Annotated in this window: 15 protein-coding genes; 11 read left to right on the top strand and 4 right to left on the bottom strand. The window is 56.9% G+C overall.

Annotated elements, in window-relative coordinates; all coding sequences use genetic code 11:
* Nucleotides 1-380: 380 nt before the first annotated feature.
* From Fuma_RS24640 to Fuma_RS24630, 3 genes are all read left to right on the top strand, one after another.
* The gene (locus tag Fuma_RS24640; RefSeq protein ID WP_077026459.1) at nucleotides 381-1343 is read left to right on the top strand and encodes a diacylglycerol/lipid kinase family protein; all 963 of its coding nucleotides are present in this window, start codon (nucleotides 381-383) and stop codon (nucleotides 1341-1343) included.
* A 498-nt stretch (nucleotides 1344-1841) separates the two neighbouring features.
* Nucleotides 1842-3230: a tetratricopeptide repeat protein gene (locus Fuma_RS24635; protein ID WP_145944358.1), complete on the top strand. Its 1389-nt coding sequence runs from the start codon at nucleotides 1842-1844 to the stop codon at nucleotides 3228-3230.
* 146 nt (nucleotides 3231-3376) lie between these two features.
* A complete protein-coding gene (locus Fuma_RS24630) occupies nucleotides 3377-10267 on the top strand; it encodes a beta strand repeat-containing protein (RefSeq protein WP_077026457.1) in 6891 nt (2296 codons plus the stop codon).
* Nucleotides 10268-10705: 438 nt separating this feature from the next.
* Here the strand turns inward: Fuma_RS24630 and Fuma_RS24625 are convergent, their stop codons facing one another.
* A complete protein-coding gene (locus Fuma_RS24625; RefSeq protein WP_077026456.1) occupies nucleotides 10706-11692 on the bottom strand; it encodes a putative adhesin in 987 nt (328 codons plus the stop codon).
* 1023 nt (nucleotides 11693-12715) lie between these two features.
* Here Fuma_RS24625 and ppk2 point away from each other — a divergent pair.
* Nucleotides 12716-13894 carry a polyphosphate kinase 2 gene (gene ppk2 / locus Fuma_RS24620; RefSeq protein WP_077028531.1) on the top strand — a complete coding sequence of 393 codons (1179 nt, stop codon included), beginning with the start codon at nucleotides 12716-12718 and terminating at the stop codon, nucleotides 13892-13894.
* A gap of 117 nt (nucleotides 13895-14011) precedes the next feature.
* On the opposite strand, the gene Fuma_RS24615 is transcribed toward ppk2, so the two are convergent.
* Nucleotides 14012-14725: an RNA polymerase sigma factor gene (locus Fuma_RS24615; protein WP_077026455.1), complete on the bottom strand. Its 714-nt coding sequence runs from the start codon at nucleotides 14723-14725 to the stop codon at nucleotides 14012-14014.
* Nucleotides 14726-14949: 224 nt separating this feature from the next.
* Between Fuma_RS24615 and Fuma_RS24605 the strand changes: the two genes are divergently transcribed.
* The 7 genes from Fuma_RS24605 (at nucleotide 14950) to Fuma_RS24580 (ending at nucleotide 21917) form a co-directional block, all read left to right on the top strand.
* Nucleotides 14950-17907: a protein kinase domain-containing protein gene (locus Fuma_RS24605; RefSeq protein ID WP_158521116.1), complete on the top strand. Its 2958-nt coding sequence runs from the start codon at nucleotides 14950-14952 to the stop codon at nucleotides 17905-17907.
* A gap of 273 nt (nucleotides 17908-18180) precedes the next feature.
* A complete protein-coding gene (locus Fuma_RS24600; RefSeq protein ID WP_077026452.1) occupies nucleotides 18181-18345 on the top strand; it encodes a DUF1328 domain-containing protein in 165 nt (54 codons plus the stop codon).
* 181 nt (nucleotides 18346-18526) lie between these two features.
* A complete protein-coding gene (locus Fuma_RS35615) occupies nucleotides 18527-18700 on the top strand; it encodes a hypothetical protein (RefSeq protein ID WP_169929133.1) in 174 nt (57 codons plus the stop codon).
* Nucleotides 18701-18722: 22 nt separating this feature from the next.
* Entirely contained in the window at nucleotides 18723-19172 is a 450-nt protein-coding gene (locus tag Fuma_RS24595) for a hypothetical protein (protein ID WP_077026451.1), read from the top strand.
* A gap of 154 nt (nucleotides 19173-19326) precedes the next feature.
* Nucleotides 19327-20472 carry an NAD-dependent epimerase/dehydratase family protein gene (locus Fuma_RS24590; RefSeq protein ID WP_077026450.1) on the top strand — a complete coding sequence of 382 codons (1146 nt, stop codon included), beginning with the start codon at nucleotides 19327-19329 and terminating at the stop codon, nucleotides 20470-20472.
* Nucleotides 20473-20501: 29 nt separating this feature from the next.
* Complete coding sequence (locus tag Fuma_RS24585) at nucleotides 20502-20741, top strand: hypothetical protein (RefSeq protein WP_077026449.1); 240 nt, start codon at nucleotides 20502-20504, stop codon at nucleotides 20739-20741.
* Between the two features lie 159 nt (nucleotides 20742-20900).
* Nucleotides 20901-21917, top strand: coding sequence for an NADP-dependent oxidoreductase (locus Fuma_RS24580; protein ID WP_077026448.1), 1017 nt, complete (start codon nucleotides 20901-20903; stop codon nucleotides 21915-21917).
* On the opposite strand, the gene Fuma_RS24575 is transcribed toward Fuma_RS24580, so the two are convergent.
* Complete coding sequence (locus Fuma_RS24575) at nucleotides 21911-22363, bottom strand: MgtC/SapB family protein (protein WP_077026447.1); 453 nt, start codon at nucleotides 22361-22363, stop codon at nucleotides 21911-21913. The two genes, Fuma_RS24580 and Fuma_RS24575, sit on opposite strands and share 7 nt — an antisense overlap.
* A gap of 267 nt (nucleotides 22364-22630) precedes the next feature.
* The gene (locus Fuma_RS34650) at nucleotides 22631-22843 is read right to left on the bottom strand and encodes a small basic protein (RefSeq protein WP_077026446.1); all 213 of its coding nucleotides are present in this window, start codon (nucleotides 22841-22843) and stop codon (nucleotides 22631-22633) included.
* Nucleotides 22844-23149 lie beyond the last annotated feature (306 nt).

The raw sequence follows: 23149 nt of genomic DNA, 5'->3' as shown, positions 1-23149 counted from the left end.
AGCTTAACGGCGGCGTAACGACTGGTTCGTCTATTCATTCGTTGGTGCATGCACGTTTCAAGCCAGAGTTGTCGTGTGGCTGGCAGATCCTTCCATCGCCATCCTGCCACGACGGTTTCGCAGCGCGCGTTAATAGGCAGTTTAGCTATGGCATCGCAGGACGCGAACTTACGGTCGACTGCCGACCGCCCTGGCTGCCAATCAACCTCGACCTTTGGCGCGCTCGGACACCCTTGACGCAATACCTTCGAATATCGCCGGGTGCAACAAACGGAACAGAAACTGCAATCCTTAGCAGGCTGTCGAATAACTTCCGCTGAACCTGCAAAGGACCACGATGTTGCAGCTGACATGGAAGCTCGGCAAAAAGATCACGACCTATGACCATTCACTCTCCAAAACCTGACAGCAAGTCAGACGCAACGGCTTCGCGGGCTTCTGCGGTCGCCAGACGCGCGTCCGGGATCCACGTGATTCTGAATGAATCTGCAGGAACGGCCAAGGCGGTTGGGTCGCTACTGGAAGACTGGTCACGCAACGGATTGGTCACCTTCCACCGACCAGACACCGCAGAGGCAGCGGTTGCGATGAGTCGCCGGGCGGCCGATGCAGGTGCAGACGTCGTTGTCGCGGCAGGCGGTGACGGAACCGTAAACTGCGTCGTTCAGGGTTTGCTGGCTGCCAAACGATCCTGTCCGTTGGGTGTGCTGCCGCTGGGCACCGGAAACGACTTTTGCCGCAACGCAGGAATCCCGCTGGATCCCGCCGCGGCGCTGGACCTTATTCAGATCCGCGTCGCCAAACCTGTCGACGTAATTCGTGTCAGCACTGAGTCGGAATGTTTCCACTACATCAACATGGCGACTGCTGGCAACACAGGCCTGTACGCCGATTTGGTGACCGATGACATGAAGAAATTCTGGGGACCCATGGTCTATCTGCGCGGAGCCGTGGATGTGCTTTCAAACCTGAAGACGTACCGCGTGCAGCTTCAATTCGATGACGAATCGCCGGACACCTATGACGTGTTAAATCTGTTTTTTGCCAATGGCTGCGTAACCGGAGGCGGCATGACGATCGCTCCGGATGCACAGTTAGACAACGGATACATCGATGTGGTCGTGGTGCTGGACTGTTCGCCCGTCGACATCGCAGCCCTCGCAACTCAATATGCACTGTCTGACTACCGGTCGAATCCCAACATTCTATTTCGCCGTGTGCAGTCTGTTGCCGTCCGTTCGAGCCCCCCACTTGCAATTTCCGCTGACGGCGACATTCTGACCGATCAGCCGACCCGTTTCTCCGTCCTACCCGGAATGCTGCAAGTGATCGTTGGTGCATAAAGTTTTGCAGGGGTTGAGCCGTCACCCCATCCTCGGTCAGGCACGTCGATCCTGTTTCCAAAAGCATCTGTACACTGTGCACGGCAGCCGAAAATCACGAGCTGATCGCAAAATGGCCGCGCGCTGAGCGACCTGCGCGGTTGTTTGCCGTTCAGAGTGAGCCGCAGTGATCAGATGGCCGTGGTCTGATGCGCTCAGACGATTGCTTAGGTTGCAGGGAAACTCCGCTCACCGGCATGAGGAATGCATTGCAGACAGGCGACTCGCCCGATTTTTCAAACCAAAGTCAGTCGGCCCTACGAATGGCCTAGCCGGAGAATTCGGCCCGAATAATCTGTCACGAAGCAATCGTCGCTCCCGTACGACCTCTTATCCTGGTCCTTGTGAACACGCCCGAAAGCTGGATGCGTTCTGAGCACCTGGAGATGGTATCGGCGAACTCCGTTTTGCCAGCGTGACCCGGCATCGCCACTTCGCCCCTGACCTTTGGAGATCTTCGTGATTCTCAATCGCTTCGCTACTACGCTGCTGCTGACTTTATTCATGACCTCTTCACTACCCGCCCTAGACGACCCAAAAACTTCCCGTCCGCCAAACGTTCAGGCCGCCTTCGATGCCATGGAGGCTCGAGACGCAGCAAGCAGCAATTCTGCGGAACACGTCGGTCAGATCGGGGGCAAAATTCCCGTCATGAAGGCGATCTCGATGTTTCGTGAACGCGTCGCGAAGCGCACCGAAGACTTTCGAAGCATGACTGTCCTCGGGCAGCTTTATATTCGGCTGGCGAAAGAAACGGGCAACCACTCAGCGTATCGATCGGCAGAGAAGACGCTGCGAGAAGCACTAGGGATCGCTCCTGATTACCTGACTGCAAAGAGTTCCCTGGCGGTGGCCCTGGGGGCGCAGCATCGTTTTCGAGAGGCGTTCAAACTGGCTTCGGAAGTCTACGTTGCCAATCCGATTGACACGAAGGCATTGGCGACAATCGGGGACTGTCAGATTCAGTTGGGACAGATCGCAGCGGCAGAGACCACATACGCAGCGCTGCTTGAGAAAGCAGGAAAGACTCCCGCTGTGCTTAGTCGGCTGGCTCAGCTGGCCGAACTGAAAGGCAATCCACAAGCTGCCGTTGAGCTGTTGCAATCGGCTCGCGATATGGCCCACGAAGCCGGTCAGTCGCCGCACGCAGTGGCATGGTACGATATGCGTCTGGCTGCCGTTTATCACATGGCGGGCGATGCGGACGAGGCGCGAGTTCACTATCAGTCGGCGCTGGAACTGGATTCCGCACTGCAGCCGGCTCGTGTCGGACTGGGACGCCTTCTGGCGGACCATGGCGATATCGAACTTGCGCTGGACTTGCTGGAAGAGAGTGTGAATGCGAACGGTTCAGCGACAGCCATGATAGCGCTGGCTGACGTCCTTTCACACCAGGGCCGCCCCGACACGGCAAGAGTCTGGTACGACCGCGCGGAAGAAGTCCTTCTGCAGGAAATGCAATCTGCCGGAACAGCGCATCAGCGCGATCTGGCCATGCTGTACTGCAAGCGAGGCCATAAACTGGACGAAGCTGTGGCCATGGCAAAGCAGGACCTGCAGTCACGAACAGACATATACGCTCACGACACGCTGGCGTGGGCGTTGCACAATAGCGGCCGTCACACAGAAGCAGCCGCCGTTATTCGCAAGGCACTGCAGCTGGGAACGAAGGATCCACAGCTGCATTATCACGCGGGCTTGATCTGCGACGCGAACGATCAGCCCCAACAAGCGATTACGCATCTGCGTCAAGCGCTGCAGTGGAACCCGCATTTCGGCCTGCTGGAAGCCGAAAAGGCACGCGCGAAACTCACGGAATTGGAAGCCACTGCAGACGCGAAACTTTAACGACCGCGGCCCGAATATCTCTTCCCAGCCGAGTGCACATTTGAGAATAATTCTCACGGTCGCTCGGAATCACTGAATCACTTTCCCCACCGAAACCTCTACCCAACACAGCGGAGTGAACTCTGCTGCTCAACAAAGGCATCATAATGTTATTGACCAATTGGCTCGCACAGCTGACACAAACTTCTAACTCACGACGCTCGACGGCGCAACGCTATCGTCTTGTCCCCACACTCGGCCAAACGCGACGCCGACACACGTCACGATATCAAACATCAGTCGCTGAATCGCTCGAAGACCGCATGCTGCTGACTGTGTTTATGGTCAATACCATCGAAGACGGCAGCGCTGTCGGCGATGGCATGCTTAGCCTGCGGGAAGCTATCACGGCGGCCAATACCAACGCGGCGTTTCTGGACGCGCCTGCTGGAGAGACCGGACCGGGCGTGGTCGACACGATCACATTCGATCCGGCGCTCAACGGCATGACGATCACCTTAAGCGGCACGTCGCTGACCATCAGCGACGATCTCAGCATCTCCGACGCAAACCTGGTCCCTGTTGTGATCAGTGGCGATGATGCAAGCCGCGTTTTTGAGATCGGTGCCGGCGCGGGTACCGTGTCAATCAGTGATGTCACGATCTCCAACGGTAACGCCGATCAGGGCGGCGGGATCTACGTGAACAGCGGCCAGACACTCGACCTCACCGACGTGACGATCAGTGGCAATACTGCCACTGGTGTCACCGCGACTGACGGCGGTGGCGGAATTTACAACGCAGGCGGCACGCTCAACATTACCACCTCGACAATCACCGCCAACAGAGCCACCGGGACGTCGGGCAGCGGCGGCGGGATTTTCAGTACGGACGGTACTGTGACGATCAACTCATCAACGATCAGCCTGAACGAAGCCAATCGAGCGGGCGGCGGTATTGAACTGATTGAAGGTACGGCAAGCCTGACCTCTGTCAACTTGGCCAACAACGACGTCGACCTTGGCACGGCCAACCCAGGCAACGGTGGCGGAGTTCACATCACCGGCGCGGCTGACTTCACCATGGACGGCGGTAGCGTCTTCGGAAATCTTGCTGGACGCGAAGGTGGTGGACTGTGGAATGGCACCGGAACGATGACCATCCAAAACGGCACTCTGATCCAGGGCAACGAAGCGGGCGGAGACGCTGCTGACGACGGCGGAGGCGGAATTTTCAACAACGGCGGTACACTCGTCATCGATGGCTCGGCGGCTGCCGTGCAGATCATCAACAACATTGCCTTCGGTGCGGCGGGAAGCGGTGGCGGTATTTTCAATGCGGCCGGCGGCACAGCCACGATTAACGATGCTGTCATCACAGGCAACGAAGCCGAACGCGCGGGCGGTGGTATTGAAGACGCCTCCGGAGTGGTCGACGTTGTCGGCCTGGCATTAACAAACGTCACGCTGGACGGCAACACGGCATTCGGTACCGACGCCGCAGCGCCAGGTAACGGCGGTGGTCTGCATGTAAGCGGAGCGGGTGACGTCACGATCAACGGCGGCACCGTCAACGATAATGTGGCGGCGTCTGAAGGTGGTGGACTATGGAACAGCAGCGGCTCGATGACCATCACCAACGGAACCCTCATCAACAACAATACAGCTCAAGGATCTGGCTCAGACAATGGCGGTGGAGGAATCTTCAACAACGGCGGCACACTGACGATTGATGGATCCAGCAGCCTGATCACCATCAGCAACAACGAGGCCACAGGTACATCCGGCAGCGGCGGCGGAATTTTCAGCACCGACGGCGCTGTGACAATGACCGCCACTACCCTAAGTCAAAATGAAGCCAACCGCGCGGGCGGGGGAATCGAACTGATCGAGGGAACGGCCACTTTGACCGATGTCAATATCCTGAACAATGACGTCGACCTGGCGACAGCGAATCCGGGCAACGGTGGCGGAGTTCACATCACCGGCGCCGCAGACTTCACAATGGACGGCGGTAGCGTCTTCGGAAACCTGGCTGGACGCGAAGGTGGGGGACTGTGGAACGGCACCGGAACAATGACCATCCAAAACGGCACTCTAATCCAGGGCAACGAAGCGGGCGGAGACGCTGCTGACGACGGCGGAGGCGGAATTTTCAACAACGGCGGTACGCTCGTCATCGACGGATCGACGGCAGCCGTGCAGATCACCAATAACATCGCGTTCGGTGCGGCGGGAAGCGGTGGCGGTATCTTCAATGCTGGCGGCACTGTCACCATTAACGATGCCGTGATTGACGGCAACGAAGCGGTTCGAGCGGGCGGCGGTATCGAAACAGCGGGCGGCAGCGTCTCCCTGACCGACACGGATCTCACCAACAATGATGTCGATGACGTGGTTGGATTGATTGCCGATGCCGCCCCGGGCAACGGCGGCGGTTTGCACATCGGCGGTAATGGAATAGTAACGATCACCGGCGGCAGTGTAGGCGGCAACATCGCGGCGAATGAAGGCGGCGGCCTATGGAATTCCGCTGGCGGAACGCTGACCGTTAACGGCACCACAATCGACGGCAACTCAGCCATTGAAGGCGGCGGCATCTTTAACGATTCGTCAGACGGCACAGAAGCGCAGCAGTTTACGCTGAACATCACGGAACTAAACGGCAGCGGCGTGACAGGAACGGGTTCGGTCACGCTGACGCAGCCCACGGCAACAACTCGGGAAATTCGAGTTGTTATCAACGCAACCGGCATGGAAGACCTCAGCAGTTTTGGCGGGTTCCATGTGGCTCACATCCATGGTCAGTTCGCTGGTAATCGCACGCGACCGATTCTTGAACAGGGCGATGGTCCGTTCTTCGACGGAGCTGGCGGCGCGGCGAACAACTTCCCGCCCGTAAATTCGATTCTGCCATCGGTCGCGGCAAATGATGGCGTGACCATTCAGGATGGCTTTCTGGACTTTCTGGAAGGTCGTCCGGAATACGGCCCCGTACTTTTAAACCTTACTTCAACTCAAATGCGAGACGCGGGAACTCACGGCACGAATCCGCCAGACGGAGTGTCGCCGCTGGCTCACTTTCTGAACCTGTTCACAAACGGTGACATCGACCCCACCGCACTTTATCCGCAGGGCACCGACTTCGTACTCGACACCACTTACACGTTCGACCTAACCGACCCTGACGAAGCGCGGCAGTTCAACAATTTGGCCCCGCTGGACCTGCGAGAGGTCGTCATCCATGGTGCGTCCATCGACAAAGCCATTTCTGATGCTATCGACGCGGCGGCGATGGGAACGGCTCCCGGCGGCACGGATCTTGGCAACGGCCAGGCATTTCGAGTGACCGCGCCGGTTGCGGCCGCTGAAATCGTTGCGGTAAGCGGCACCGTCAACATTACCGGAGCGACCATCAGCAACAACATTGCCACCGGTGATGGCGGCGGCCTCTACAACGAAACTGGTGCGATTCACGTGACCGACACCGACATTACCGGCAACACGTCCGGTGGCGACGAGCCGGGTGAAGGCGGCGGCGGTGTCTTTAACGAAGGTACGCTCGAAATCAATGGCGGAACCATTTCCGGCAACTCGGCCGTAACCGGTTTGGGCAACGGCGGCGGCATTCACAACGCAGCCACAGGCACGCTGACGATCACCGGTACAACCATTTCCAACAATCAGACGGCTCGAGCCGGAGGCGGAATCGAAAGTGCAGGAACGCTGGAACTAACGTCGGTTAATCTGACGAACAATCACGCCGGAATTAACGGCGGTGGTTTGCACGTGAGCGGGCCGGCATCAACCGGCATCGTTGGCGGCAACGTGACAGGGAACGTCGCGGTTCAGGAAGGCGGCGGCTTGTGGAACGGAACCGGCACGATGACAGTGACCGGCGGCACGGTGGTGGATGATAATTCAGCCGGTGGTATGGGAGCCGATCAGGGCGGTGGAGGAATCTTCAACGCCGGAGGCACCATCAACATCAGCGGCGCCACAATCACCAACAATCTGGCCAGTGGCGGAACGACAGTGGCACTCGACGGTAGCCAGGAAGTTCCCGCCGTAACGACCAACGCGACGGGTACCGCAAATCTTCAGTACAACGCTGAGACCGATACATTCGACCTTCAGTTGTTCATCACCGACATTGCTCTGGCCGATGTCACTGGTGCTCATATTCATGTGGGCGATTCCGGGGCCAATGGCGATGTCATCGTGAACCTGCTGGACAATGCCAGCTTTGTGGAATTCAACGGCGGTTTACAGCTGACGCTAAACGACATCGACTTCCCCGCTGCCAACGAAGCCGCATTATTCGCGGGAGGCACGTATTTCAACGTGCATACAACACAAAACGCGGGCGGCGAAGTGCGAGGTCAGATCACCTTCCCAGCAACGATGGGTTCCGGTGGCGGTATCTTCAACGACCAGGGAACGATCTCCGTGACCGATACGTCCATCACCGGCAACATCGCTTCTCGAGCAGGTGGCGGTATCGAAACCAACGCGGGCGAGGTCACACTGTCCAACGTCACGCTCGATAACAACGTTGCCGGCCCGACCAACGCGGCCTCGCCTGGCAACGGCGGCGGATTACACGTGACGGGAGCTGGCACGGTTGAGGTGAGCGGCGGTACGGTCACGGGGAACTCAGCGGCGAGCGAAGGTGGCGGACTGTGGAACGGTACGGGCACGATGACCATCACCGATAGCGCGGTAATCTCAGACAACGTCGCCAGTGGGGACGCTGCTGATCAAGGCGGAGGAGGAATCTTCAACGCGGGTGGTACCGTCGATGTAAATGGATTCGACGGCACGGTGACGTTTTCGAATAACGCCGCCAACGGAACTGCGGGTTCGGGCGGAGCAATTCTGAATGATGGCGGAGTCGTGACGGTGTTCTCAGCGGCAATTTCCGGCAACACGGCGTCTCGCGCCGGTGGAGCAATCGAAGACAACGCCGGACGTACGACCGTGACTAACTCGTCACTGACCGACAACCGAGCCGAAGCGGCACCCGGCAACGGGGGAGCACTGCACATCACCGGAGCTGGTACCGGCGTGCTATTAAACACCACGGTCAGCGGAAACTTTGCAGCCAATGAAGGCGGTGGACTGTGGAATTCGGCGACCGGTCGACTGGCCGTGCTGAACTCCACCGTAACCCTAAACACCGCTGCGGTCGATGCCAGTGGCGGCGGCATCTTCACAGTCAGCGGCGGATCTACAGATCTGCGGAACGCACTTGTCGCGGGCAATACATCCGGCAGCGCGGCCGACGATGTGACGGGTAGCGTGGATCTTTCGACCAGCATCAACAATCTGATTGGAAACGCAGCCACAAACGGAGGACTTGTCGACGGGTCGTCGGGCAACATCGTCGGAATCAGCGACTCCGGTACCCGCGACATCAATACCATTCTAAACACGACTTTGAATACGTCTGGTCCGACGGCATACCATGAATTGATTCAGGGAAGTATCGCCATCGATGCCGGGGCGAATCTCGCCGTTCAGGCAGTCTTCACTGACCAAAAAGGGATCGATCGGCCTCTGGGCACCGCCTACGACATCGGTGCAGTCGAGTTCGACGCCAATGCGACGGACGGCACCCAGGTTTCTATCAGCAGCAATTCGCCGGTCGTCGAAGGACAGGACGCCATCATCACCGTGACGCTGGACCGCGCTCCATCAGCGACGGTCACGCTGACGGTTTCGGCAGCCAGCAATACAGCAATCAGCGGTAGCGACTTCGAACCCTTGGTAGGGCAAACACTCACGTTCGAACCCGGTGCGTCGCTGACCCAAACAGTCGTGATCGCCACATTCGACGACGGTCACAGTGAAGCGGTGGAAACGTTTACGGTCAGTTTGTCCGCAGTCACGGGAGCAGTCGTCACAACCGGGCAGACGACGGTCACTATCAATGACAACGATACCGTTGGTGTTCCGGTCCTTGACGCCGTGCCGCGTTTCCCGGACGAGCTTCAACCAGAATTAACATGGCAGCCAGTGACCGATGCAGTTCGTTACGAAGTGTGGTTTACGCGCCGGTCCCCTGCTGAGACCCGACTGTTTCTGAACGACACGATGACGACAGAGACGTCGTACATGCCGCCCGTCGACCTGGAGGCTGGGTTTTATCGGTACTGGGTTCGAGCCTTCAATGCGAACGGATCGGCCGGTCCATGGTCGAATGACAACACGTTCGAAATTCGTCCCACGTTGGTCAGCCCGTTGACTCCCACATTTAACCCGCGACCGGAATTCCAATGGGCTGCGATTCCGGAAGCTCCTGGGTACGAAATCTTCATCCGCACTCTGGCTGGCGACATCGTTGTCGACGACATTCAAGGGACGTCGTACACGCCTCCAACAGATCTGGCCAGTGGCCCGATTCGCTGGTGGATTCGCAGTTCTGATTCCGTCGGTAACCGCGGCTGGAGTCTGCCGGGCGAGACCGGTATTCGAACCACTGTGACCGCTCCGGTTGGACAGTCGAGCAACAACCCGCCAACGATCTCATGGTTGCCAGTGACCGGTGCGGGTCGCTACGTGCTGCACGTTCAGAATCTGGACACGTTGCTGGTTACGATTCGAAACGACTTCGTCACAGAAACCTCGTTTACGCCGGACAACGCCTTGGAAAACGGCAACTATCGAGTGTGGGTGAAAGCGATTGAAGCCGACTCGAATCTATTCACTTCGGGCCTGTGGAGCATTCCCGTCGACTTCTCTGTCGGCGCGGTGAACGACGATTCTGAAGCGAAGTTTGCCGTTGTCGAATCGCTTTCGGACTCGCAGCTGATCACGATGACGTCCATCGTTGAAGGCAACACGGAATCGAAGACGACGACTGAAGAACTGGCCAGCGACAAGTCTGCGACGTTTAGCCCTGAAGAGCCATCGTCTGAGTCTCCTGACGCAACGGCTTCCGCCAGAAAGTCTGCGAAACAAGTTCCCGTGTCATCGGGCGACTCGCTACTCGACCCAACGCTGCTGGACGAATGGATGGCCGACCCCATCCGCATGGCTATGGTGCTGCAGGGGTGAGTCCGGGCGGCAACTCCAACCTACCCGCGAACCGCCTGAGGTCTCAACACTTTGAGCGCAGGCGGTGGGAAGAGGAAATTTCACATCGAAACGTTGCTTTAAGCGTTGGCCGCTCGTGAAGGATCGTGCGGGCGTGGTACTCCACCCCAACATGCAGACTGCTCTTCAACCTGAAGCGCACCTGTAGCTGAGAACCGCCCGCCCTTCAAAAGTGCGGGGCAATGAACGGCACGTGCGCATGTCTAGAGCAATTTACGTTTTGTTGTGGACGGTTCTGGCTCGTGGGAACCGGCCCACGTAGGACCCAAACCCATTTCCGCGGCCACAAGTCAGCGTGAAACGCTGTAGAGTCGCGAGCGCGATGTGAGTCTTCCCGGATTCGTCGAGAGAAACCGGCAGGGGCGTCGGCGCTATGCCACCCCCTCCGCCTCGAACGCTCTACCGCAGCACGCACGGCAATGGTTGCCCCTGAACGTACGGTTCCCAAACGCGGTGAACGGGACAGCCCAGCTTGTTCCCTTTTGACACAACTCGGCAGGCCGCAAAGTGAAACGTGGCGTCTACGTATGCCGGATTGTTAATGAAGGTGCTGATCGGAGTATCCGTTGTCACCGTGATGAACTTCGCGTCGCCGACCGAGTGGTTGAGCAGCTTTAGCGTATCCTTATTGTGCAACATGTAGTCGCAGACTTCGCTGCCTCCGGGAAACTCTTCTTCCGGCACTGGAAACTGACGACTGTCGATCAGCTGCCCAACATCGTTGCCTAACGGATAGAACTGTCTGCAGTAACAGCACAGTTTTTGTTGAGGCTTCAGGCGGACCTTCCGAAAGGGTGCTGGCCACGAACCGTGACCGGACAGCACGATGTTCGAACGCGATAACTTTTCAAAGTACGTCTTCTTTGCCGCCAACGCCGCAGTCGGCGCAGGAGGCGGGCCGGCGTCGGTCGCTGATGTCGAAGAAGAAACAGCCTTCGGTGCCGACAATCCGCCCTTGATTGCCTGAAGACTCTCGGCTGACAACCCGTATGCCGCTGGACCGGATGGCGACTTTGGCTTGCTCTTGGGCAATGCAGTCGCCCCCCGAAGCTGGCCCAGATACCGCGCGATCTGCATTTTAAGAGCGTCTTCCGTCTGCGTCTTGTACGTGTTCTTCCACGCTGTCGCGACAGCCGTCGACGCAGGCGATTCGGCGGCCAAGCGAGTCAGAATACATCCTCGAATCGCATGTCGCTGTGACTGAGTGGTTCCACCGCGACCGAAGCGAGACAGCTTTAGCGATAAAGCCTTACTGATTGTCGCTGCGCTGAAGACCGAATTGCCATTCACGTAGTCAATCAGCAACTGGTGATTGGTCGCGGACACTCGCTTTATGTAGTCCAGAGTGTGTTGAATGCGATCCTGATCCGATTTTCCCCAAGACATCGTTGGCCCTTTGTGTCTGGTTGGCCGCGTGTGCCTTGCTGACTGTTGCGGCCGGCGAATGAAAACGGGGCGCAATGTCGCTGTTGAAAAACAAGCAGAACTGGCCCACACAAAACTCGTTCAAGGAGTCTGACAACCGACAGGATCGACGTCCACACACTCCTTCCGCCACTAAAGTGTCAGCGGAATCGCAGTTTTGAGGCACTCCGGCGGCCATGAAGCCCGGCCGCTTGAACAAGCCGCAAGATGACGCCCTGCGGCGGGACAGAAGCAGATTCAATCGATTGCGCAAATGAATGGCCAGCAAAGGCGACGTGAACTGCGTCACACTTAATCGCGTTTTGCGTCCCGTTCGATCGCCTGATGATTGAAGAATCGGAATAGCCGTTCACCGACCATGTTGGAAAACACGATTGAGAAAACAGTGAGCAAAACGGTCAAGGCCGTTGAATCGTGATAACGACGTAAGGCGACCACGATTGACATCGCTACCCCCAATATGCAAATCGTTGAAATCCATGCTTTAATCATCACGAGCATCATTTCGATCCGTTACCTTCAAACGAACCCATTGGTTTTATCGACAACGCACGCCACCGACGAGGAACGACGAGGGCGGACATTTAAAAGCAAGCGGCTCGGTAATTGTTTGCCGATACGAGAACGCCTGCCGCGATATCGCAGAGTGTCGCAGATATCGCGTTCGTAACCACGAACCAGCGTGTCGAAGCGTACGTCACATACGGCCTCGTGCAATGGGCACGGAACAGGCATCGGCGAACATGCTGTTTCCACGACGGCACAAACACCAACAGCGGCCATAGATCGACCAGTCGAGTGTCACCGCCCGGTGCAACCTGTGCCTATTCGCACATTTCTCAGTCCTCCGGAAGGTGAGGTCCCGCATTCATTCAGGAAACGGCGGCGGGCGCTGAACAGCATGTTGTGCCTCGCTTCCACCGACGGCACAATGGCCTGACCGTTCAATCGCAAGCTCAAAGCCGTTCCGCGAAGCTATCTATCATGAGCAACAACAAATCAGAAACCGAATCTAAAGGCACCGGAAAGCCAAAAAGCAAGAAGCGATCTCCTCGCAGCAAGGCGAAGGCCAACGGTCAGGCATCTCCTCGAAAAGCCAGCCAGGGCGACACATCTCCGTCGGTCACTCCGGCCGGCATCGAACGGTTTACGGTTTCGGAATCGATCCTGGCCGCTCAGGAAGCAAAGATTACGGCTGTCAAAGATATCATCAGTGGTGTTCCGCCGCATGATGTGAATACGCTGGCAAAGGTGCTGCACGCAGTGATGGAAGGTACATCTTCCGATGACGCGGCCGTGTTGCGAAACGCATTGTTGGGGCAGAATGAAGTTCCAGTTAACGAAGCTGGCCCGGCTCCGGATGATATGCTGTCAGCAAGCTGGCGCAGCGGGGGGTATCCCTATCGCAACCTGATGACTCGCAAAGCCTATGAGAAGCAAAAATACAAACTGCAGGTCGAATTATTGAAGCTGCAACAATGGGTGAAAAAGACGGGCGAACGAGTTGTCATTCTTTTTGAGGGCCGCGATGCAGCAGGCAAAGGAGGCACCATCAAGCGATTTATGGAACACCTGAATCCTCGTGGTGCCCGCGTTGTCGCTCTGGAAAAACCGACGGTCACCGAGCAGGGACAATGGTACTTTCAGCGTTATGTAGAGCACCTTCCGACGCGCGGCGAAATTATTCTGTTCGATCGGTCATGGTATAACCGCGCGGGCGTGGAACGGGTTATGGGGTTTTGTGACCAGGAAGAGTACAACGAATTCATGCGTCAAGTGCCTGAGTTCGAACGTAATCTGGTTCGCAGCGGCATTCACCTGACGAAGTTCTGGTTTTCCGTCAGCCGGAAAGAACAGCGACGGCGATTTAAAGAACGTGAACGGCATCCGTTAAAGCAGTGGAAACTGTCGCCGATCGACCTGGCATCACTGGACATGTGGGACGAATACACCAAAGCCAAGGAGGCCATGTTTCAGTATACCGACAGTGTTGAGGCTCCATGGACCGTCGTGAAATCAGACTGCAAGAAGCGAGCTCGTCTAAACGCGTTGCGTTATGTGCTGCACAGCCTGCCATACGACAACAAGAACCTCGACACGATAGGTTCAGTGGATCCACTGTTGGTGGGACGAGCCCAGGTGAGGTACGCTGCGGAAGACTGAAGCCCAGCTGGAGCGTCATACCAAGACCTCTGCCAGGGTTCGCACCGACGCGACAGTGCGTATTTTCGAATTGCCCATAGATCGCAGCTCGCACAATAACCGTACTTGCACAGACGGTCAGTCGCAGTAGACGTGCAGGCCAAGTTCTCGTAGCTCATCATCGATTGCGGCGGATTCGGTGCTGCCGACTGTGCGTGCGACTTCTTCGCGAAGCAGCTTGCCGAACTTCTTTCGTGCCCGATGTAGTGTTTGACGAACCCAGTCTTCTGTGAGTCCATCGCGGTTCAGAAGCTCGCTGAACGCCGACGCCATGTCTGCGGCAGACGCGTCTGGAAACTCAGCCCGGTAACGCAGGACGGAATACACGGGCGAGGCGGACGAATCCTGTAACAATCGCAGTGATTCCCATGCTCGCTTCAGCACTTCCTCACGCCACATGTCGTCAAAGCCGGGAGCAACGTCGCTGGTTTTGGCGGGTTGGGAAGAGAATTCCTGAAGCGATTTTCGTTCGGCCGACTTTCGGCGAAAGTAGTCCGTCGCCAGGTTACTCAACGATCGTTTCAGGAAGTCACGAAACCGTCCGCGATCCCGATCCGCGCTTTCAAAGCGACCGGCCAGAAAACGTACCGCAAAATCCTGGGCGAGGTCATCGGCCACATTTTCGTCTTTGACGCAGCCGAGCAGATACTGGTAGACCGGTTCGGCGTAACGATGCAGCAGCGCTTTTCTGGCTTCCACAGATTCCGGAGTTTCGGCTTTCGATCCGCGCGCCAGACCCAGCTCAGTCCAGTTGGTGTCGATGTCGCTAAGTCGTTTTGCAGGAGTGTTCAACGCGGGGCGCCTTTCAGTTGACGTCCGCTTCTTGAGACGGCGGATCCGACGGCAATCTGAAGAATTGTAAAGCAAAGCGACAACACTTCTCCATGACAAACGTAGTAGAATCCGAGTCGTGCGTGTCGGAGCGGCCGAATTTGGCCCTAATTTGGACGGCACCGGCATCGCACGACTCTTTTTCTCTGGCCTTGATCCACTCCCCCCTGCCCTTTCCGTGCATCATGAAGTCATCGAGTCCCAGCGCTGACACCGACAGCTTCGACATGACGCCGCCGTTTCACGATACGGGCGGTGTGCCGGAAGCGGCCGGGGTCCAGCGACTGCGAGACATGCTGGAAGGATCAAGGGCCGACGACCTTTTAAGTGGCCGGATGCTACAGCAGTACCAGCTTCTGGAACGCCTCGGTGCCGGAGCGATGGGTTCCGTTTACAAATCGCGAAATACAGAAACCGGCGAACTGGTCGCGGTGAAAGTTCTGGACGCCAGCTTCGCGCGGCAACACGATGCTATCTTGCGGTTCGAAAAAGAAGCGAGGTTACTGGCGGAAGCGAATAGTCCGTTCATCACCAGGCTGCGGGACGTCCGGATCGATGGCGACTGGCCATTTCTTGTTGCCGAACTCGTGACCGGTCAATCCGTCGCGGCGCTCCTGAAAAAACGAAAGCGTCTAACCGAAAAAACGGCGCTGAACATAGCGGCCGATGTGGCTCAGGCGCTGGTGGATATCAGCGAGCTGAAAATCATTCACCGCGACATCAAGCCCGATAACATATTGCTCGGCGGCAACGAAAACTCGGCCGATTCTGCCAGCGACGACCAGTTCGTCGTGAAGCTCACCGACTTCGGCCTCGCTCGGCACACTCAGCAAACACAATCGATGGCGTTGACACGAGCCAACACCATGCTGGGCACGCCGCTGTACATGTCGCCGGAACAGTTTTCGAATCGTGACCAGCTTGACGTGCGGTCTGACGTGTATTCACTGGGAGCCACGTTGTTTGCCATGCTGACAGGGCGGCCCCCGTTTCCGTCAGACGACATGTTGAAGCTGGCAGAACTGCATCGCCACGAAGTCCCACCAGACACGCGTTCGCTCCACTCAGACATCAGCGAAGGTATCAGCCAGGTGGTGGCCCGTTGCCTGCAAAAACGTCCCGATCTCCGCTACCCCTCAGCAGCAGAACTGCTGGCCGATTTGCAACGCCTGCAACGAGGTGAAGCCACCAGTATCGTCGTGCATCCGGCGCTGCCTTCCGGCGACAGCGACCAACGGCAGACGTTTCGGTTTGAATGGAAACTGGCTTCTTCGCCTGCCGAACTCTGGCCCTTCGTTTCCAACACGGAACGCCTGAATCGAGCCATCGGCCTGCCTGCAGTTCGCTACACCACGACGATCGGCCCGAACGGTGAATCACAGCGGTTCGCCAACGTGCGGATCGCGGGCATGGCGATGAGGTGGCGGGAACATGCGTTCGAATGGATCGAACAACGCCGCATGGGCGTGTTGCGGGAATTCGAACGCGGGCCGCTAAAATGGTTCAGCAGCGTGGTCGAATTCTTTCCCACGGTTGATGGCCGCACACGACTTGTCCACAGCCTGGAAGTCGAAGGGCGAGGGTGGTTTGGGCGGCAGTTCGCCAGGTACAAAATGGGAGTAGAAACTCGGCGATCGCTAACACGAGTCTACCAGCGCATCGACGCAACTCTTTCCGATACGCGCGGGGCTGATGCGACGCGTGATGCCTTTGAAGCCGAATCCGCAATCAGCCGCCAGCAGCAAAGTCGCCTAAAAGAACTCACAGCGCAACTCCAATCGCAGAACGTCGACCGCGAGACACTGCGATTGATCACAGAATTCGTTCGCATCGCACCGGCGCAAGAAGTCGGCCACATTCGACCCCTGGAGTTAGCTCGACGACTGAACCAACCGTTCGACCAAACGATGGCCGTCCTGCTGCGAGGGGCGAAAAGCGGCCTGCTGGAACTGACATGGGACGTGATCTGCCCCGCGTGCCGCGTGGCTGCTCAAACCTATGATATTATGCGAATGGTGCGGGACCACGATTTCTGCGAAGCGTGTAACACCGACTTCGACGTGGATTTGCTTAACGGCGTGGAACTGATCTTTCGCGCCCATCCACAGGTACGCAGCAGCGACACAGGAAAATACTGCATCGGGTCGCCCGCCCATTCACCACATGTTGTCGCGCAGATCAAGCTTGAGCCGGGCGAAACACTGGACGTCGGGCTGTCACTGGCAGCGGGGATCTACTGCATTCGCGGTCCGCAACTGGCACAGTCACTGACGTTTACCGTGCGTAACAGTGGCGTCGCTATTGAATCCAGGATCCTGAGCGGCACTCAACACCGTCGCGAAGACGACACCGTTGCATGTGTCATCAAGCAGCGAAATCCGGGCGACGACGCCCCGGACACAACGGTGCTGACTGATGCTCGCCATCTGAGCCTGCGGCTGAAACAGGACGCCGACTGGCAACAGCAAGTCGTGCTGCCTGCTGGCGGACAACGACTGACGCTCAACAACGATTTCGATCGCGACGTCGTGGTACGCGTCGAACGATCCGACCCGCCCGGTAACACGTTCTCCGCCAATGCAGCATTCGGTCTGCCGTTGTTCCGCGAACTCTTTCCCGGCCAGTCGCTGGACCAAACTCAACTGGCGTCTGTCACGACAGTCTCTTTGCTGCAGACCAGCGCAAGACCGTCTGGCGAGCTACTTAGCACGAACGATGATGCGATCGCCGAACGAATGTTTGAAGCGCACTTGCGACAACTGAGTGAATACTGCACGCGCCACAACGGTACGTGGATAAAGATCTCAGGTCACGGTGCATTGATGGCCTTCATTAATACAGACGACGCATTGCGCTGTGCTCAAACACTTCATGACATGGTCACTGAATTTAACGCCACACCCGCCTGGGACGTTTACTGTGCCGTGAATGCTGGCGTGATGAATGTGAGTCTGATTCATGGGCACCTTGACTACCTGGGTCCGGCGGTCGACCTTCTGAGTCAGCTGCTGCAAGCTGCCCGGCCCGGTGAAACAGCCGTCGGGAGCGATATCGATCTGAGATTCTGGAATTCCGAAGCAGTTGATGGACGCTCAGAGTTCCGACCGATTTGTGACGGTCGTGGCGTCGCCGTGAAATGTTGATACAGGCGTCATAGAGTGCAATTGGAGGTCTATTTGCTGCAATAGATCCAGTTTTCGCCTTCTTCTCGGTCGGTCAGCAGTCACTTCGACCTCTCGCCGACCGGCGTCATACCCGCGACAGCAGTTTTTCACAGGCGCACGACGGGTAAGAATGGCGGCCATCCTGATTGGCACGGATCGTGCATAGTGAAGGAATTGTGTTGAGACTTTCGTCCAACATTTCCAGTCCACCAATCGGACGTCCAATGCGGCGTCGAATCAGGAGAACGAATCATGCTTTCATGGGCCCTCACTTTTTTCGTATTGGCACTGATCGCCGCTGCACTTGGTTTCGGCGTACTGTCTGGCACAGCTATGTCGATCGCCAAAATCTGTATCGCTGTGTTTTTGATTCTGGCCGTGATCAGTCTGGTCACCGGTCGCCGCGTCCCCTCGTAAGCTCCACCGCCCATCGGCGGAACACACCTTCAGTGACGCGACTGGATCTTCGGTGGCGTTACGGCGAAGGCATGTGTTTGACAACGGGTTGCACCGGTATCTGATCAAGCGACAGAAACCGGTCTTCCCGCAAAGTCCTTAACCACTGGGCTACCCAGAGACATAGATAAAGAAACGAATCATGAAGAAGCTAATGATGTTTGCAGCGATGACTCTGTTTGCAGTGGTTCTTGGCTGCCAGGAAGAGCCTACCACGGGCGACAAAATTCGCGACGTTGGCGACGGCATCGGTGATGCAGTTGGTGAAGTCGGAGATGAAATCGGCGATGTGAAGGACGACATCGACACTGAGTAGACCCTGACGCGGAAAGTACAGCATGATGACGTATCAACAGCTCGGAGACATCCTGAAACTAATCCGGAAGTACCATCAGCGTGTCCGCAATACTTTGAATGAAGCTCAGGAAAGTACCTCTTCTGAGGTCGTCGAATCGATCGTCAGTCAGCTGAAGCAACACGAAAACAATTGGCAGATCGCTTTAAGCGAGTACGGTGACGAAGGCGACGACGGCGTGCTGAATGTGTGGATTCAATACGTCCCGAACGACGACATTCAACAAGCCGTTCAGGATGCCGAACTCAAGCCCGACATGTCGATCGATGACATTCGCCAAAGTGTTATCCAGTTTCACTCCGCACTCACCGCTCTCTATCGAACCATGAAAGACTCAGTCACGGCACCTCGCGTTAGTGAGTTTCTGACTCGTCTTTACGAAATGGAAGAAACGGTGACCGGCCAGCAAGCCTGGTCGAGTCGCTCAACATAATTCCCGCCTACAGAAAGAACGAAAGCAGCAGTGTGAAATATCTCATCACTTTCATCGCTCTCAGTTTCGTGGCTTTCAGCGTGGGCGGGTGTGGCCCGAAAAGAATCGCGGGCCCTCACGCAAAAATCTCAACCATCACCCCGAAAGGACTCTCATGCCTGCCTTAAAACCTGACCACCCGGGAAAACCTGTGGTTGCTATCACAGGTGCGGCCGGACTGATCGGCTCGCACGTCATTCGGGCGTTGAAAAACGACTACAAACTAGTCGGGCTGGATCTGGAAATTCCGGAAGTAAAGTCACCGGACGTTGACTGGATCTCAATGGACCTGACTAGTTCCGGCAACGTGCAAACAGCGCTGGCGGAGCTCAAGCAACGGCACGGCGACTCGCTCTACAGCGTCATTCACCTGGCGGCTTACTATGATTTTTCGGGTGAGCCCAGCCCGATGTACGACGAGTTGACAGTCGAGGGCACGAAGCGACTGCTGGACGGGTTGCAGGACTTTCACGTCCGGCAGTTCGTATTCTCCAGTAGCCTGTTAGTGATGGAGCCGAAGACTCAGGGCCACGAAATTTCTGAAGACGACGCGGTCGCCGCAAACTGGCCCTACCCTCAATCGAAACTGGCCGCCGAAGAAGTCATCCGGAACCGAGCACGAGACATCAACACAGTGATCCTGCGAATCGCGGGCGTGTACGACGAGCAGGGGCACTCACTCCCGTTGTCACATCAAATCAGTCGGATCTACGAAAAGCAGACGGAAAGTTATGTCTTTCCCGGCGATTCGACTGCCGGCCAGGCGCTTGTACACCTCGACGATCTGGCAGACTGCTTCTCGAAAGTCGTGCAACGAGCTGGTCGGCTGGAACAGCAAGAACTGTTTCTGGTGGCTGAGCCCGATGTCATGAGCTATCGGCAGCTACAGGAGGAACTGGGTGAAATGATCCATGGCGACGCCTGGCCCGCGATCCGAATTCCCAAAGTTGTGGCGAAAGTCGGAGCGTGGGTGAAAGACAAGCTGGCTTCGGACGGTGATGAGCCGTTTATTAAGCCGTGGATGGTCGACATGGCCGACGCCCACTACGCCGCAAACATTGACAGAGCTCGCAAACGCCTTGGTTGGCAGCCGCAGCACACGCTGCGGAAGACGCTACCCAAAATCGTGGCGAGCCTGTTTGAGGATCCCAAAGCCTGGTACGAACGTCACGGGCTCGAATGGCCCGGCGATGAAGCTGAGCTGCCTACGGAACCACCTGAAGCCGCCAGCGCGCTACGGGAAGAAGTGGTTCGAACGTAGGCGCTTTCGATATTGATTGGAGAAGACAAATGCCTGTCGATCGCGAACACTGGCTGGATGACGTCGACGATGTCATCCGCTCACGGCACTACACATGGATACCTGAAGGACTAGGCGGAGAACCGCCAAAGACCGCCATGGCGTGGGTGCTGACTGATGTGATGCACATCTGTAGTCGAGCGGGAATTGATTTTGACGAAGTCATGCAGACCGCCGCCGAACGTTTTGTCACGGAAGAACGCGAACAGGCAGCAGCGACAAGTGAATGACGGCACCGCCGGACGATCATTAGAGCAGTTTCCTTTTTGCCGTGGACGATTCGGGCTCGTGGAAGGCTGCGTCGTAGTTCGAAATGCCTGATCCGCAGCCACAGTTCAACAAGATTCGCTGTAGCCTTTCATCACCCGCAACCGAGTTAGGATTTCACCATGTCAACCGTCACCACAACCGGCCGAGAAGTGCATCTCAAGTCTCGCCCAGACGGCATCCCGACGGCGGACAACTTCGCCGTTCACGAAACCGAAATTCCGGAACCGGTCCACGGACGCTTTCTGGTGCGCAATGAGTGGATTTCGGTCGATCCGTACATGCGCGGACGGATGCGAGACACGGAAAGCTATGTCCCTTCGTTCGAACTCAACAAACCAATGGAAGGCGGCTGCGTGGGTCGCGTGGTTCAGTCGTTGAACCCGGACTTCGTGGAAGGTGACTGTGTGCTGGGCAACCAGGGCTGGCGGGAGTACTGGTTTTCGGACGGAACAGACGCCACGAAAATTGACGCGGATAAGATCTCGCCTCAGGCCTATCTTGGCGTCCTAGGTATGACAGGAATGACCGCTTGGGTCGGCCTGAACACGATTGGTAATTTGCAGCCGGGCGATCACGTGTTCGTCTCCGCAGCGTCCGGAGCAGTCGGCTCGATCGTCTGCCAGATCGCCAGGCACAAAGGTTGTCGCGTTGTCGGCAGCGCCGGTTCTGCAAAGAAGATTGAATGGCTAAAAAACACGGCGGGCGTGGATGCCGTGTTCAACTATCACGACGTGGATGACGTCTCAGAAAAACTGGGCGAACTGTGCCCTGATGGCATCGACCTGTACTTTGACAATGTTGGCGGTGATCATCTGGAGGGTGCGATCGACAACATGAACGACTTTGGCCGCATCGTGTGTTGCGGCATGATTTCAACGTACAATGATGCGGAGCCCAAACCCGGCCCGAGCAACCTGTTTAAGATTATCGCTAAGAGAATTCGCATGCAGGGCTTCATCGTTCGCGATCACATGGACCAGCAGCCGGAGTTCACCAAACAGATGAGCGACTGGATCCAGTCGGGGGAGATTCACTGGGAAGAAACGGTGACCGAGGGGCTTGAGAACGCTCCGCAGGCGTTTATCAATCTTTTCCACGGCGACAAGATGGGAAAAGCACTTGTGAAGCTTCACTGATCCTGCAGATACTTCTGTTCCAGTCTTCCCAGCGGTATCAGGACGAAAGCCGTCAACCCGGCCGTCACCAGCGCCAGCGTGTATGCTCCCATCCCACACGCGATACCGATCGCTCCGGTCACCCACACGGTCGCCGCCGTGGTGACACCGCGCACATCGCCCCCGGATTGGATGATCGATCCGGCTCCCAGAAAGCCGATCCCGCCGACGATTCCTGCGATTACTCGGACAGGATCTGAGTTTTCCTGAAGGTATTGTTCGTGCATGACGCTTGTCAGCTCCAGAGCCGACAGCGTAAAGCTGCAGGATCCCAGCGCCACAAGGATCTGAGTTCTTAGCCCGGCAGGATGCTTCTTCAATTCCCGGTTCCACCCGATAACCGCGCCCAGAACACATGCTGCCAGCGGCCGCAGAAACATTTCCAGCTTGAAGTCGTCGAATAGCATATTGGCTGCTCAGCGGTTAACTATGGACGCCTGCCTGTCACAGATTGTGACAGCGAATTCAGTTATGCCGACATCATATTACCCTGCGGTTGACGGACAACGGTTTGCGACGATCAGCGAGCCGGAAGGCAACTTTGATGGCTGATCCGAGTCAGCCGCGACATATCGGTGTGCGGCCCGCGGTAAGCCACGCCATCTCACCCGCGCATAAAAAAAGCCCAAGCGGTACGCTCGGGCTGTGGATTGCCGGACGAACGACACCAATTTTCATTTGGTATCTTCTTCTTCGTCGTCCTTCTTCTTCTTCTTTTTCTTACCAGCGACCACCTTCTTGATGCGGACTTTAGGCAGCCCCACAGGGCTTTGACCATCGTCCCAGCGGTCCTGTTCTTTCAGCACAGCAATGCGCTCACCGCGTTTCAGGACATTGCGGGCTCGGACTACGCCGCTCGGCTTTTTCAGCGATTTATCGATCGACACAACTAAGACTCCAGTGCTTACAATCGCCTGACAGGCGGAAATTCCGGTAGTTATTCGCCCCTGACGGCGGAAATCAGCGAATGTCAGGCTTCGACGAACGCGGGAGCATATCGACATTCCCCGCTAATCTCAACCACGGTTTTGTCCGATTTTCGCCCATTTTCACTTACCGGACTCACGAAAACGACGGCGTAATCGCGGTCCTAGCTTCAGAAACGCTACCCTTGCCGACTTCTATGTGTCGGCCTTAAGCCGGTCGTGGATCAGGGAAGTTGCAGAAAACGGGTCAGTCAGTGACTTTGCAGA

Source organism: Fuerstiella marisgermanici (genome assembly GCF_001983935.1).
GTDB lineage: Bacteria > Planctomycetota > Planctomycetia > Planctomycetales > Planctomycetaceae > Fuerstiella > Fuerstiella marisgermanici.
Note: the sequence above shows the minus strand (reverse complement) of the source record. Positions and strands in the feature narration are given on the sequence as shown.